This is a genomic window from Rhodanobacter aciditrophus (assembly GCF_050026795.1).
In the GTDB taxonomy this organism is placed as follows: Bacteria; Pseudomonadota; Gammaproteobacteria; order Xanthomonadales; family Rhodanobacteraceae; genus Rhodanobacter_A.
The window spans coordinates 622,383-636,214 of the sequence record NZ_JALBWP010000011.1 but is presented as its reverse complement, the minus strand read 5'-3'; the positions used below and the strand labels follow the sequence as shown (position 1 = coordinate 636,214).

Sequence of the window (13,832 nt, the reverse complement as noted above, 5' to 3'; positions counted from 1 at the left end):
TCCGTTTAGCCGTCCAGACGTCCGAGTCTAGCGCGCAATTCGTCCAGGCGCAGGCCGTGTCCGGCCCCCGGCGACACGCGCTGCGCCAGGCTATCCTCGGGCGTGCGCCCCGCGCCCGCGGAGGCCGCCGCCTCGGCGGCGGCGCGGTAGGCGTCGCGGAATGGCACGCCGGCCGCGGCCTGCTCGATCGCCACGTCGGTGGCGTACATTGCCGGCTCGATCGCCGCGCGCATCGCCGCCTCGTTCCACTCTAGGCGCGCCAGCAGGTCGGGCACCAGTTCCAGCGCCATCAGGCCGTGGCGTACGCCGTGGAAGATCGAGCCCTTGGAGAACTGCAGGTCGCGCTGGTAGCCCGAGGGCAGCGAGAGCAGTTGCTCGATCTCGGTACGCGCCGCCGCCACGCTGGCGTAGCTGGCGCGCAGCAGTTCCACCACGTCGGGGTTGCGCTTGTTCGGCATGATCGAGCTGCCGGTGGTGTACTCGGCCGGCAGCGTCACGAAGCCGAACTCGGCGGTGGTGAACAGCGACAGATCCCAGGCCATGCGGCGCAGGTCCAGCATCGCCGCGCCGATCGCTTCCAGCACCGCCATCTCGTACTTGCCGCGCGAGAGCTGGGCGTAGACCGGCGACACCTGCATGCGCGAAAAACCCAACGCCGCGGTGGTGTGCGTGCGGTCGAGCGGAAGATTCACGCCATAGCCGGCGGCCGTACCCAACGGGTTGGCGTCGATCAGTTCGCGCGTGCCGCGGGCGCGGAACGCGTTGTCGATGAAACCTTCGGCGAAGCCGGCGAACCACATCGCCGTGGACGAAACCACCGCACGCTGCAGGTGGGTGTAGCCCGGCAGCGGAATCGCCGCCTGCGCAGCGCGTTCCAGGCACACGCCGGCGATGGTGCGGCAGTGCGCTTCCAGCGCCTCGAGCTTTTCCTTCAGCCACAGCCGCGTGGCCACCAGGATCTGGTCGTTGCGGCTGCGCCCGGTGTGCACGCGGCGGCCGGCGTCGCCCAGCCGCTCGGTAAGGCGTGCCTCGATGGCGGAGTGGCCATCCTCGTAGCGCTCGTCCAGCACGAAGGCGCCGCTTTTGAAATCCGTGGCCAGCGCGTCCAGCTCGCGCTTCAGCGCGGCGGCCTCGTCGGTGCTGACCACCCCGATGTTCGCCAGCCCCTCCACGTGCGCCTTGCTGGCGGCAATGTCGTGCAGGAAGAACTCGCGATCGAGGATCACGTCGTCGCCGGCGAGGAAGCGCATGATGCGCTCGTTGGTCGCGACGCCCGCTTTCTGCCACAGAAGATCGCTCATGGTGATGGCCTGCCTGTCCGGTTCGTATCGAGGGGTTGTTCGGCGCCCAGCACCTGCAGCGCCGCGTCGACGCCGAGTTCGCGGCGCTCGCCGCTGGCGCGGTGCTTCAGCTCGACGGTGCCGGCCTCCAGACCGCGCGGCCCCACGATCAGCTGCCAGGGCAGTCCGATCAGGTCCATCCGCGCGAACTTGGCGCCGGGGCGCTCGTCGGTGTCGTCGTACAGCGTCTCGATGCCAGCCTGCGCCAGGCGCGCCTCGAGCATCGCGCAAGCAGCGTCGGTACGTTCGTCGCCTGCCTTTAGGTTGACCAACCCCACCCGGTACGGCGCCACCGCCTCGGGCCAGGCGATACCCTGCTCGTCGTGGCAGGCCTCAATGATTGCGCCCAGCAGGCGCGACACGCCCACGCCGTAGCAGCCGCCGTGGATCGGCCGCTCGGCGCCGTCCGGGCCGGTCACCTGCGCCTTCATCGGCAGCGAGTACTTGGTGCCGTAGTAGAAGATCTGGCCGACCTCGATGCCTCGCGCCAGTACGCGCCGCCCAGCCGGAACCTCGCGCTCGAAGCACGCCGCGTCATGCACGTCCTCGGTAGCCGCGTAGGGCGCGGTCCACTGCGCGATCAGCGGCGACAGGTCGCCAGCGTAATCCACGTCCTCGCCGGGCACCGGCAGCTGCAGCAGCGCGTCGTCGCAGAACACTGCCGACTCGCCGGTCTGCGCCAGCACGATGAACTCGTGCGACAGGTCGCCGCCGATCGGTCCGGTCTCGGCGCGCATCGGGATCGCGCGCAGGCCCATGCGCGCGAACATGCGCAGGTAGGCCACGAACATGCGCTGGTAGGAACGCCGCGCGGACCCCTCGTCGAGGTCGAACGAATAAGCGTCCTTCATCAGGAACTCGCGGCCACGCATCACGCCGAAGCGCGGCCGCTGCTCGTCGCGGAACTTCCACTGCACCTGGTACAGGGTCAGCGGCAGGCTGCGGTACGAGTGCACGTAGCCCCGGAAGATCTCCGTCACCATTTCCTCGTTGGTGGGCCCGTACAGCAGCTCGCGCTCGTGCCGGTCGCGGATGCGCAGCATCTCCGGTCCGTAGGCGTCGTAGCGGCCGCTCTCGCGCCACAGCTCGGCCAACTGCAGCGTTGGCATCAGCAGCTCGACCGCGCCGGCGCGATCCATCTCCTCGCGTACGATGCGCTCGACCTTGCGCAGCACGCGCAGGCCCAGCGGCAGCCAGGCATAGATGCCAGCGGCTTCCTGCCGGATCAGGCCGGCGCGCAGCATCAGCCGATGCGAGGCGATCTGCGCCTCCGCGGGGTTTTCCTTGAGGGTGGGCAGCAGGTAGTTCGAAAGACGCATGGAAGTGGCTCCGGCGGGACTGCGGGGACGACGGTGGAAGCGGTGCGGAATCGCTTCACGGTCGTGCGTCGCCGTTCGGAATGCCGGCGAACTCCGGATAGCCGAGCGCGCGGTTGATGTTCTGCATCGCCTGGGTGGCCGCGCCCTTGAGCAGGTTGTCCAGCGTGGCGACCACCACCACGCGCTTGCCGTCGGCCGACAGCGCGAAGCCGCCGATCTCGGCATGGTGCTTGTGCGCGATGCGGCTCACCCACGGCGCCTCGTCCAGCACCTCCACCAGCGGCTCGGCGTCGTAGGCGGCATGGAAGCGCGCCAGCACGTCCGCGCGCTTCACTGGCCGCGACAGGTACAGGTTGGTGGTGACGGTGAGGCCGCGGAAGTGCGGCGCCACGTGCGGCATGAACTCCACCGGCAGGCCAAGCTGGAAGCTCGCCTCCTTCTCGTGCATGTGGCCGGTGAGCGCGTAAGGCATCAGGTTGTCGCGCAGCTTCTCCGGATCGTTCTTGTCCGACGGCGTGGTGCCCGCGCCGGAATAGCCGGACACACCGAAGCACACCGGCGGCGCGGCAAGCAGATCCTTCAGCGGCGCGATGGAGAGTTCCATCGCGGTGGCATAGCAGCCCGGGTTGCTGATGCGCTTCTCGCCGCGCCACTTGTTGCGCGCAAGTTCGGGCAGGCCGTAGTACCACGCCTTGTCGAAACGGTAGTCGGCCGAGAGGTCGACAATGAGCGTGTCCGGCGCGGTCGCGTCGATCGCCGCCACGTAGGGCGCGGCCTTGCCGTTGGGCAGCGCCAGGATCACCACGTCGGCGCGCTTGGCGGCCACCGCGGCGGGATCGAGGTTCTCGTAGCGCAGCGCGCCCGCGTAGGCGTCGCTGTGCGCGCTGACGCATTGGCCATCCAGTTCGCGCGAGGACACGAAGGCCAGTTCCAGCAGCGGATGCGCCGCGATCAGTCGGATCAGCTCCGCGCCGGTGTGGCCGCGTGCGCCGACGATGCCGATGGTTTTCGTGTTCATGCCGATGCGTTTCCGTGCTGCTGCAGCTTCGCCTGCAGGTTGCGTTTCACGTCGGGCCATTCGCCGTCGATGATCGAGTACATCACCGTGTCGCGCGGGCTGCCGTCGGCGTGGCGCTTGTGGTGGCGGAGGATGCCGTCCTGCTTCGCACCCAGCCGCTCGATGGCGGCGCGCGAGCGCGCGTTGAGCGTGCTGGTCTCCAGGTTCACGCAGATGCAGCCCAGCGTCTCGAACGCATGGCCGAGCAGAAGCAGCTTGGTCTCGGTGTTGGCACCAGTGCGCTGCACGCGCGGCGCATACCAGGTGTAGCCGATGCTGATCCGCGGCACCGACGGCTCCAGGCCGTAGAAGCGCGTGGTGCCCACCACTTCACCGTGCGCGTCCAGCACGGCGAACGGCAGCACCCTGCCCTCGTCGCGCGCCTGCAGCGCGGCAGCCAGGTAGGACGCCACGCCGTCCACCGAGGGTGTGTTGGTGAACCACAGGCCATCGAGGCCAACGTGGTCGCGCGCCTTGCGCAGGCCGTCGAGGTGCGTCGCGTCCAACGGGACGAGGGAGACGTGGCGTCCCGCCAGCACGGGGGTGCCGCGCCAGGCGGGCGGCAGGTCGGTATCGGTCGTCATGGGTCCACCAGGGTGGGTTGGCGCTGCGCGCAATGCGCCACGCAGCGGGCGATGGTGTCGAAGTGGCCATCGAGGCCGTACCAGAACACCTTCCACTTCGGCTGCTTGAGGCAACCGTCGGACTCGGCGTAGTAGAAGATGTTGACCGGGTTGCCGTGGCGGGAGCGCCAGAACAGCTGCGGGTTCTCCTCGCGCATCACCTGCCACACGGCGCGGCCCAGGCCTTCGCCCTGCGCGTCGTCGAGCACGGCGAACTTGTCCAGATAGGGAAGGCCGTCCTCCATGGTGAGGATCATCGCGGCGCGATAGTTCTCGCTCACGTAGATGCGGTACGGCGTGGTGCGCTCGAAGTAGTCCGGCACTAGGGTACGGCCGAAGCTGGATTCGATCAGCGTGCGCATGCGGGCCCGGTCGATGCCGTCCCACGAATCGAAACGGAGCACCTTCTCGCCCCGCCGCACCAGCGTGCCGGAGCCCTTGTGGGTGAACAGCTCCTTGGCCAGTTCCGCCGGCCGCGTGATCGACACCGAGGAGGCGAGCGGCAGGCCGTTCAGCAGGTCCGCGATCTGCTCGATCTTCAGGCGCATGCCGCCGTTGATCCACGGCTGCGCCATCAGGTGCTCGTACTCGGTGCTGAGGTTGATCGAGTCGATCACCTTGCCTTCGCCGTCGAGCAGGCCGCCGGTGCCGGTGAGGAACACGATCTTGTACGGCTGCAGGACGCGCACCAGCTCGTTGGCGGCCACGTCGGCGTTGACGTTGAGGATCTGGCCCTCGTCGGTCTCGCCCAGGCTGGCGATCACCGGGATCGAGTTCGCGCGCAGGCCGGCCTCGATCGGCGCGAGGTTGATGCTCTCCACCTTGCCGACCATGCCCAGCGCATCGCGGTCGAGGTAGCCGGCCATGAACACGCCGGAGGCCACCGAGGTGGCGCGCGTATCCATTGCCTGCAGCGCCTCGACCAGCTTGAGGTTCTGCTGCTGGAACACGCGGCGCACGATGCCAAGCGCCTTCGGCGAGGTGACGCGCAGGCCGTTCACCGTCTTCTTCTCGATGCCGGCGGCGGACAACTCTTCGTCCAGCTGCGGACCGGCGCCGTGCAGCACGATGGGCGTGAGGCCCACCTGCTGCAGGAAGGTCAGCGAGGAAGCGAGGTCCTGCAGTTCGTCGCGCAGCACCGCGCCGCCCACCTTCACCACGGCGAAGCGCTTGGCGTCCAGCTCGGAGAATCGCTTGAGGTACTGCTGGATTTCCTTCGCGCTGCCCATCGCCGAGAGCAGGCGCACGATGGTCTTGCGGGTGTGCTTGTGCGTTTCCATGATCGTGTTTTCCTGTGCGTTCATCCCTGAACGCGGGAGTCGAAAGGCGACCCTTCACGGCCGCACTTGTGAGTGTTTATTGCGTTCATCCCTGAACGCGAGGATCAAGAAGCGGCGATCCGTGGCCGCACTTTTCAATAAGGCGAAAAACCGTTTCGGTGTAATGCTGCAACTGGTCGAGCGCCACCCACTCGTCGGCGGTGTGCGCCTGGGCGATGTCGCCGGGGCCGTAGACGAAGGCGGTGTAGCCGGCGGCGGAGAACAGCGAGGCTTCGGTCCAGAAGTCCACCGCGTTGCCCACCGGGATCTCCAGCTCGTCGGCGAGGTCGCGCGCGGCCAGCCGGCGCGCCTCGGCGGTGGCGGTGTCGCCCGCCGGCAGCGAGGGGCCACGGAAGGTCTCGGCGAACTCGGCCGGCATGGGTTCGACCAGGTTGCGGAAGCGTTCGAGCAAGCCGTCGGGATGCATCGTCGGCAGCGGCCGCATGCCGAAGCGCAGCTCGGCGCTGGGCGCGATCATGTTCGCCTTGATGCCGCCCTCGATGCGACCGATGTTGAAGCGCAGCCCGGTGAGCCCGCCGAAGCGCTCGTGCGCCTGCCCCGCCACGAAATCCAGCGCGGCGTCGCCCCAGCGCACCGCCTGGTGCAGCGCGCTGTCGCCGGGTTGCTGCTCGCCCGAGGCATGCCCGGCGTGCCCGGCGAAACGCATCAGCACCGACTGGATGCCGCGGTGAGCCAGCACCGCCTCGCCTCGGGTGGGCTCGGCCACGATCACCGCTTCATAGCCCCTCTCCCCCCGGGAGAGGGGTTGGGGTGAGGGTTCGGCAACGCCACCACGCCCCGCTTCGCCCGCACCCTCACCCCGCCCCTCTCTCAGAGGGAGAGGGGGGAAATCGCGGAGGAAACCGGCGATGCAACGCGGGTCGTTCGCCTCCTCGTCGGTGGTGAACAGCAGCGCCATGTCGCCGCCGCTGGCGTTCGCCACCGCCAGCAGCGCCGCCGCCGCCCCCTTGATGTCGCAGGCGCCGAGGCCGATGGCGCGGTCTTTCGTCACGCGCAGCGTGTGCGGATCGGCGCTCCACGCCGGCGAGTCCGGCACGGTGTCGAGATGCACGTTGAACAGCAGCTTCGGCTGGCCGCGCACTGCGTGCAGGCTCACCGCGCCGGCACCGTGGTCGGTCACCGTGACGTCGAAGCCGGGCAGCCGCGCGCGGAGGTAGTCGAAGATGCCGCCCGTGCCGATCGCGCGCGGCGGGTTGCGCGTGTCGAAACCGACCAGCGCCTCGAGATGTTCCAGGGTGGATGCGAGCAACGCGTTCATGGCGTGCCTGATACCCTCGTGTAGACGTCCGGATCGAGCTTTTCCATCAGGGTCTGCGGCCGCGCGGGCGCCGCGAAACCGAAGCCGGCGTACAGCCCGTGCGCGTCGCTGGTGGCCAGGCTGAAGCGGCGCAGGCCCTGCAGCCGCGGATGCGCCATCACCACCGCCATCAGCGCCTTGGAATAACCTTGCCCGCGGTGCTCCGGCAGCACAAACACGTCCGCCAGGTAGCCGAAGGTGGCGCCGTCGGTGACCACGCGCGCGAACGCCACCTGCCGCCCGTCGACATAGCCGCCGAAGCACAGCGAGCCGGCGATCGCCCGCTCCACCGTCGCGCGCGGGATGTCGCGGCTCCAGTACGCCTCGGTGGCGAGGAAACGATGGATCAGCCCGATGTCGAGCCTATCCTTGTCGGTACTGACCTGCAGGGCGCCCATGCGATCAGCCCTTGCCTGCCGAGCGGTTGACCTCGGCCCACAGCGTGCTGCTCATGCCGAACAGCTTGATGAAGCCCTCGGCCTCCGCCACGCCCCAGTCGGCCGACTGCGCGTAGGTGGCGCCCTTGGCGTTGAGGATGTGCTTCGACTCGATCGCCACCGCGTCGACCGTGCCGCCGTTCGTCTCCAGCGTGACTTCGCCGTTGACGGTGGACTGGCTGGAGGCGAGGAAGGCCTCCAGGTCGGCCTTCAGCGGATCGTGGAAGAAGCCCTCGTACACCACCTCCACCCATTTGCGCGCCACCTCGGGCTTGAAGCGGTTCTGCTGCTTGCTGAGCACCGCTTCCTCCAGTGCGCGGTGCGCGGTGAGCAGCGAGATCAGGCCCGGCGCCTCGAAGATGATGCGGCCCTTGAGGCCGATGGTGGTATCGCCGGTGTAGAGGCCGCGGCCCACGCCGTAGGGCGCGAACAGCGCGTTGAGCTTTGCCAGCAGCTTGTGGCCGGCCAGCTTCTCGCCGTCCAGCGACACCGCTTCGCCGTTCACGAAACCGATTTTCACCTGCAGCGGATTGGACGGCCATTCGGCGCGTGGCTTGCACCACGCGCGCGCGCCCTCGCCCGGCGCCTGCCATTTGTCGATCTCGCCGCCGGACATGGTGACGCCGAGCAGGTTCTCGTTGATGGTGTAGGCCTGCTGCTTCGCACGCACGCCGAAGCCGCGCTCCTCGAGGAATTTCTGCTCGTAGGCGCGCGTCTGCGTGTGCTCCTTCTGGATCTCGCGGATCGGCGCCACGATCTCGTAGTCGCCCAGCGACTTCACGGCCAGGTCGAAGCGCACCTGGTCGTTGCCCATGCCGGTGCAGCCGTGCGCGATCGCGCGCGTGCCCAGCTCGGCGGCGCGCTTCAGCGCGGCCTCCACGATCAGGTAGCGGTCGGACACCAAGAGTGGGTACTGGCCCTGGTAGCCCTCGCCCGCCCACACGAACGGTTTCACGAAGCCCGCCCAGATCGCCGGACCGCCGTCCACCGTGACATGACTGGCCACGCCCAGCTCCTCCGCGCGGTGCTCGATGAACGCGCGCTCCTCGGCGTCCACGCCGCCGGTGTCGGCGAACACGGTGTGCACGGCCCAGCCGCGCTCCTTGAGGTAGGGCACGCAGAAGCTGGTGTCGAGACCGCCGGAGAAGGCGAGGACGATGTCTTTGCTCATGGCTTGCGAATCCTGGTCGGGGAAGATGTCAGTCGGAGGAAACGACGATGCGCGGCTCGCAGCGCACCGGGAAATTCACGGAGTTGGCGATGAAGCAGGCGTGGTGCGCGTCATCGTGCGCGGCCCGCGCCTTGCCGGGATCGCTGTCTGCGCGGATGGTCACCACCGGGCGCAGCACGACCTCGGTGAAACGGCCGCCGTCGCCTTCGGTGACCATCGTGCCCTCGGCGCTGTCGTCGTAGGCGACCACCACCACGCCGGCCACGGTGGCCATGTGCAGGTAGGACAGCATGTGGCAGGTGGAAAGCGCGGCCACCAGCATGTCCTCCGGGTTGTGCCGGGTGGCGTCGCCGCGGAAGGTGGGATCGGACGAACCGGCCAGGTCCGGCTTGCCGGGTATGCGGATCACGTGGTTGCGACTGTAGTTGCGGTAGCCGTCGGTGCCGCTGCCGCGGTTGCCGGTCCACTCCACGTCGACGCGATAACGGTGCGGGTGATTCACGGGCTCGACTCCTCTTGCAGGGCCATCAGCGTGGCCAGTTCGGTGTCGCCATCGCCGTCACGGCGACGCAGTCCGGCGATCACGCCGCGGCGGTTGCGCTCGGGGTGGTTCTGGCTGAGCTTGAACTTGCCTTCGATGCGCTCGATGCCGATCTCGATGCCGACGATGGCGCGCAGCGACTTCTCGATGTGGTCGTCCGGCGCGTCACCGACGTGCCAGGGCCGCGGCTCGGCGGCTTCGTGGCGGTCGGTGAGGCGCTCCAGCAGGGCGCGCAGCCAGGCCGCGTCCTCGATCACCTTCAGCCGCCCGTGCACGTGCGCCACCGCGTAGTTCCAGGTGGGCACCTCGCGGTGCGTCTCCTGCTTGGTCGGGTACCAGTTCGGGCTGATGTAGCCGTCCGGGCCGCGGAAGATCGCCAGCACCTCGGCGCCATCCAGCCGCGCCAGTTCGTTGCCGCGCGCCACGTGGCCATGCAGCGCATTGCCCACCAGCTCGAACGGCAGGTGGTTGGCGGCCAGGCCGCCCGCCGTGTTCGCCACCAGGGTGGCGAACGGGCAGTCGCGGATCAGCCCATGCAGGATGTCGACACGCGTTTCGGCAAAATGCTTCGGCATGTACATGGGCGGCTCAACCCTGTCCCGCCAGCGCGGCCATCACTGCCTTCTGCACATGCAGGCGGTTCTCGGCCTCGTCGATGGCGATGCAGTACGACGCGTCCATCACCGCGTCGGTGGCCTTGACGTTGCGGCGCAGCGGCAGGCAGTGGCTGAACAGGCCGTGGTTGGTCAGCGCCATCTTGGCCTCGTCCACGATGAAGTGCCTGTGCGCGTCACGGATGGGCTTCTCCTTTTCCCACTGGCCGAAGTACGGCAACGCACCCCAGCTCTTGGCGTAGACCACGTCGGCGCCGCGGTAGGCCTCCTCGATGTCGTGGCTGACGGTGAGCGAGCCGCCGTTCTGCGCGGCGTTCAGGCGGCCGAACTCCATGTAGCGCTCGTCCAGCACATACTCGGGCGTGGGGCACAGCAGGGTCACGTCCATGCCCATCTTGGTCGCGATCAGCAATGCGGAGTTGGCCACCGCGGTGTTGAGCGGCTTGGGGTGGTAGGTCCAGGTGAGCACGTACTTCTTCTTCGCGAGATCACCCAGGCGCTCGCGCATGGCCAGCGCATGGGCCAGTTCCTGGCAGGGATGGGTGATCGTCTCCATGTTGATCACCGGCACCGTGGCGTACTTGGCGAACGCCTTGATGACCTTGTCCTCGCGGTCCACCGACCAGTCCTGGAACTTCGGGAAGGCGCGCACGCAGATCAGGTCCACGTAGCGCGACAACACGCGCGCCACCTCGGCCACGTGCTCCTCGGTGTCGCCGTCCATCACCGTGCCCGCCTCGAACTCGATCGGCCAGGCGTCCTTGCCCGGCGCCAGCACCACCGCGTGGCCGCCCAGCTGGAACGCGCCCAGCTCGAAGCTGGTGCGTGTGCGCATCGAGGGGTTGAAGAACAAGAGCGCCACCGACTTGCCGGCCAGCTGCGTACCGGCCGGCGAGCGCTTGAACGCGGCGGCCTGTTCCAGCAGCGCGTCGATCTCGGCGCGGCTCCAGTCCTGGGTGGTGAGGAAGTGGCGGATGGTCATGGGTCGAATCGCCTCGATGGGATCGCTCTTGGTGAGTAGTCCGGCCATGGATGGCCGCTTTTGCTTTTCGCGGATGGAGCCGCGTGAAGTACAGCCAAAAACAAAAAAACCCGGCACGCTGGCCGGGTTTTTCGTCGATACGTGATGCAGCAGCGCGCGACAGCCTACCCGGCCGGATGTTCGTCCAGCGGTCGGCGCGCACGCGAGGTCATGCCGGCGGCCATGCGGGCGCTGGTCAGGACATTGGCGGTATAGACGGCTGTGGACATGGGGGCTCCAGTCGGGCGAGCCGCCATCATGACGGGATTCTCGCTGCCATGCAACATGCCATTGAAAGCGCGGCCGTGGATGGCCGCCCATTCGATCTTCGCGATCTAGGATGATCGCAAAGGCAGGGGCAAAATCGCCGCCCGAAGGCGGCGGCGGGTCGTCAGTCGGCGGGAGTCACGCTCACCCGCACGCGCAGGCGTTCGCCGGGATCGTAGTTGAGGCGCGACTCGTAGACCTCGCCGCGATAGCGGTATTCCACGTCGTAGCCCATGATCTGGCGCTGCTCGCTCACCGTGCTGACTTCGCGGCAACGGGTCTGGGTGGTCTCGTAGCTGCCGCCGTGGTCGGAAGCGCGGTTGCCCACCGCGCCGCCGGCGACCGCGCCGACCACCGTCGCCGCGCGACGACCGTCGCCCTTGCCGATGGTGTTGCCCAGCACGCCACCCACCACCGCGCCAAGGATGGTGCCGGCCGTGCTGTTGCCGCGATCCTGGTGCACCACCTGCTCGTCGTAGCACTGCTGGCGCGGCACCGTGGTCTGGGTGACGCCGTAGACCGGGTCGACCCGCAGCACGTCGGCCCAGCCGTAGTGGGCGTTGTCGTCCGGATTCGGGCTCTGGTTCGGATAGCGCGCATCCTGCGCCTGGGTGCCAGTGGCAACCAGCGCCAGCATCAGCGTGGCAAGTAGGAACTTGGGCATCTCACGGACTCCGGGCGACGTTTCGGGCGCAACTTCGGCGCATGACCGATTGCAGCAAATGGACACTGAATCGCGGCTTAGAATTCCACGGGTGCGACCCCGCGCCACCTCGCCACTCACACCTTGTTAAGATGAACGGCTGGCCTGCTTCCGCAGCCACCACCGGACCCCGACGATGCCGATTTCGCTCCACAACAGCCTGACCCGCCGCACCGAGCCGTTCGTGCCGCTCGACCCGAACCGGGTGACGATGTACCTGTGCGGCCCCACCGTCTACAACTACGTGCACATCGGCAACGCGCGCGGCCCGGTGGTGTTCGACGTGCTGGCCAAGCTGCTGCGCCGGCACTATCCCAACGTGGTCTACGCCCGCAACATCACCGACGTGGACGACAAGATCAACGCCGCCGCGCTGGAACAGGGCGTGGGCATCGAGGCGATCACCGGCAAGTTCACCGACGCGTACCGCGAGGACATGGCCAGGCTCGGCATCGCGCCACCCGACGTGGAACCCTGCGCCACCGCGCACATCGGCCCGATCATCGCGATGATCGAACGGCTGATCGCCGACGGCCACGCCTATGCGGCGGAGGGCCATGTGCTGTTCGACGTGGGCTCGTTCCCCGCTTACGGCCGGCTCTCCGGCCGCGACACCGAGGAACTGATCGCCGGCGCCCGCGTCGAAGTGGCCCCGTACAAGAAGTCGCCCGGCGACTTCGTGCTGTGGAAGCCGTCCACGCCCGAGCTGCCCGGCTGGGACAGCCCCTGGGGCCGCGGCCGGCCCGGTTGGCACATCGAGTGCTCGGCGATGGCCGAGAAGCACCTGGGCGAGACCATCGACATCCACGCCGGCGGCAACGACCTGCTGTTCCCCCACCACGAGAACGAGATCGCGCAATCCACCTGCGCCCACGGCGGCAAGACCTTCGCGCGCCAGTGGCTGCACAACGGCATGCTCACCTTCGACGGCCGCAAGATGTCCAAGTCGCTGGGCAACGTGCTGCAGCTGCACGAGATGCTCAAGCACCACCCGGCCGAGGCGCTGCGCCTGCGCCTGCTGAGCGGCCACTACCGCCAGCCGCTGGACTGGTCCGACGCCGCGATCGCGCAATCGGTGAGCACGCTGGACGGCTGGTACCGCGTGCTGCGCGACCTCGCCGACGTCCCCGTGGACTCCGCGCCGCTGCCGGTGCCGGAAGCGATCGAGGCCGCGCTGTGCGACGACCTCAACACGCCGCAGGCGCTCGCCGAACTGGCCGTGCTCGCGGATGCCGCGCGCGTGCAGGGCACGCCGGAAGCCAAGGCCGCCCTGCTTGGCGGCGGCGCCCTGCTCGGCCTGCTGCAGCAGGATCCGGAAGCCTGGTTCAAGCGGGTCGACGGCAGCGCGGTCGACGCCGCCCGGGTGGAGGCGCTGATCGAACAGCGCCAGGCCGCCCGCGCCGCCCGCGATTTCGCCCGCGCCGATGCGATCCGTGCCGAGCTCGCCACGATGGGCGTGGCGATCGAGGATGGCCCGCAGGGCACGCGCTGGAGCGTGGCCAAGGCGTGACCGCGGCGTGGGGGCATTTCGCGCATCGCCATCATGCGCGCGATAATGCGCACATGAACGACACCGCCATGAGCACCACCACCAACAGCGCCGACGAGGCGCAGCGCGAGATCGCCGACGAGTTTGCCTACTTCAGCGAGTGGAGCGAGCGCTACCAGTACCTGATCGACCTCGGCCGGCAGCTGCCGCCGCTCCCGGAGGAGTACAAGACCGAGGCTTTCCGCGTGCACGGCTGCCAGTCGATGGTGTGGCTGGTACCGAGCGGCGACGCCTCGCGCATGCACTTCGAGGCCGCCAGCGATTCGGCCATCGTCTCGGGCCTGATCGCCCTGGTGCTGCGCGTGTATTCCGACCGTCCCGCCGCCGAGATCGTGGCCACCGAACCGGACTTCATCCAGTCCATCGGCCTCGCCAAGCATCTCTCGCCCACCCGTTCGAACGGACTGGCAGCCATGCTGGCCAAGCTCAAGGGCTATGCCGCTGCGGCCGCGGGTAGCAAGGAATAAGAAAAGAACGGCTTTTCCGTTTGCCGCTCACAAAGACCGCCGGGAGCGATTTTTGACATCGCTCCAGCGATGGCCCACAGGATGGC

Annotated in this window: 15 protein-coding genes; 3 read left to right on the top strand and 12 right to left on the bottom strand. The window is 68.4% G+C overall.

Going from position 1 to position 13,832, the window contains the following annotated elements:
- Nucleotides 1–5 precede the first annotated feature (5 nt).
- The 11 genes from argH to ACQGNW_RS11660 form a co-directional block, all read right to left on the bottom strand.
- Entirely contained in the window at nt 6–1,301 is a 1,296-nt protein-coding gene (argH, locus tag ACQGNW_RS11710; RefSeq protein WP_426663345.1) for an argininosuccinate lyase, read from the bottom strand.
- On the bottom strand, nt 1,298–2,659 hold the full coding sequence (gene proS, locus ACQGNW_RS11705; protein ID WP_426663344.1) for a proline--tRNA ligase: 1,362 nt from the start codon (nt 2,657–2,659) through the stop codon (nt 1,298–1,300). Before proS ends, argH begins: the two co-directional genes overlap by 4 nt.
- Before the next feature lie 55 nt (nt 2,660–2,714).
- A complete protein-coding gene (argC, locus tag ACQGNW_RS11700; protein ID WP_426663343.1) occupies nt 2,715–3,677 on the bottom strand; it encodes an N-acetyl-gamma-glutamyl-phosphate reductase in 963 nt (320 codons plus the stop codon).
- The gene (locus ACQGNW_RS11695) at nt 3,674–4,300 is read right to left on the bottom strand and encodes a GNAT family N-acetyltransferase (protein WP_426663342.1); all 627 of its coding nucleotides are present in this window, start codon (nt 4,298–4,300) and stop codon (nt 3,674–3,676) included. The genes argC and ACQGNW_RS11695 overlap by 4 nt, the downstream gene beginning before the upstream one ends.
- Nucleotides 4,297–5,619: an acetylglutamate kinase gene (locus ACQGNW_RS11690; protein WP_426663341.1), complete on the bottom strand. Its 1,323-nt coding sequence runs from the start codon at nt 5,617–5,619 to the stop codon at nt 4,297–4,299. The genes ACQGNW_RS11695 and ACQGNW_RS11690 overlap by 4 nt, the downstream gene beginning before the upstream one ends.
- An 85-nt stretch (nt 5,620–5,704) precedes the next feature.
- The gene (locus ACQGNW_RS11685; protein WP_426663340.1) at nt 5,705–6,937 is read right to left on the bottom strand and encodes an acetylornithine deacetylase; all 1,233 of its coding nucleotides are present in this window, start codon (nt 6,935–6,937) and stop codon (nt 5,705–5,707) included.
- Complete coding sequence (locus ACQGNW_RS11680; RefSeq protein ID WP_426663339.1) at nt 6,934–7,374, bottom strand: GNAT family N-acetyltransferase; 441 nt, start codon at nt 7,372–7,374, stop codon at nt 6,934–6,936. Before ACQGNW_RS11680 ends, ACQGNW_RS11685 begins: the two co-directional genes overlap by 4 nt.
- A 4-nt stretch (nt 7,375–7,378) precedes the next feature.
- Nucleotides 7,379–8,584 carry an argininosuccinate synthase gene (locus ACQGNW_RS11675; protein WP_426663338.1) on the bottom strand — a complete coding sequence of 402 codons (1,206 nt, stop codon included), beginning with the start codon at nt 8,582–8,584 and terminating at the stop codon, nt 7,379–7,381.
- A 28-nt stretch (nt 8,585–8,612) separates the two neighbouring features.
- The gene (locus tag ACQGNW_RS11670) at nt 8,613–9,086 is read right to left on the bottom strand and encodes an OsmC family protein (protein ID WP_426663337.1); all 474 of its coding nucleotides are present in this window, start codon (nt 9,084–9,086) and stop codon (nt 8,613–8,615) included.
- Entirely contained in the window at nt 9,083–9,706 is a 624-nt protein-coding gene (locus ACQGNW_RS11665) for an FMN-binding negative transcriptional regulator (RefSeq protein ID WP_426663336.1), read from the bottom strand. The genes ACQGNW_RS11670 and ACQGNW_RS11665 overlap by 4 nt, the downstream gene beginning before the upstream one ends.
- Nucleotides 9,707–9,713: 7 nt before the next feature.
- Entirely contained in the window at nt 9,714–10,721 is a 1,008-nt protein-coding gene (locus ACQGNW_RS11660) for an N-acetylornithine carbamoyltransferase (RefSeq protein ID WP_426663335.1), read from the bottom strand.
- Between ACQGNW_RS11660 and ACQGNW_RS11655 the strand changes: the two genes are divergently transcribed.
- Nucleotides 10,720–10,866 carry a hypothetical protein gene (locus ACQGNW_RS11655; protein ID WP_426663334.1) on the top strand — a complete coding sequence of 49 codons (147 nt, stop codon included), beginning with the start codon at nt 10,720–10,722 and terminating at the stop codon, nt 10,864–10,866. The genes ACQGNW_RS11660 and ACQGNW_RS11655 overlap by 2 nt on opposite strands.
- 285 nt (nt 10,867–11,151) lie before the next feature.
- Here ACQGNW_RS11655 and ACQGNW_RS11650 read toward each other — a convergent pair whose 3' ends face one another.
- Complete coding sequence (locus tag ACQGNW_RS11650) at nt 11,152–11,691, bottom strand: glycine zipper 2TM domain-containing protein (RefSeq protein ID WP_426663333.1); 540 nt, start codon at nt 11,689–11,691, stop codon at nt 11,152–11,154.
- A gap of 175 nt (nt 11,692–11,866) precedes the next feature.
- Here ACQGNW_RS11650 and cysS point away from each other — a divergent pair, with 175 nt between their 5' ends.
- Together cysS and ACQGNW_RS11640 are read left to right on the top strand one after the other, a co-directional pair.
- Nucleotides 11,867–13,240: a cysteine--tRNA ligase gene (gene cysS / locus ACQGNW_RS11645; protein ID WP_426663332.1), complete on the top strand. Its 1,374-nt coding sequence runs from the start codon at nt 11,867–11,869 to the stop codon at nt 13,238–13,240.
- 53 nt (nt 13,241–13,293) lie between these two features.
- Entirely contained in the window at nt 13,294–13,746 is a 453-nt protein-coding gene (locus ACQGNW_RS11640; RefSeq protein WP_426663331.1) for a SufE family protein, read from the top strand.
- Nucleotides 13,747–13,832: the final 86 nt, after the last annotated feature.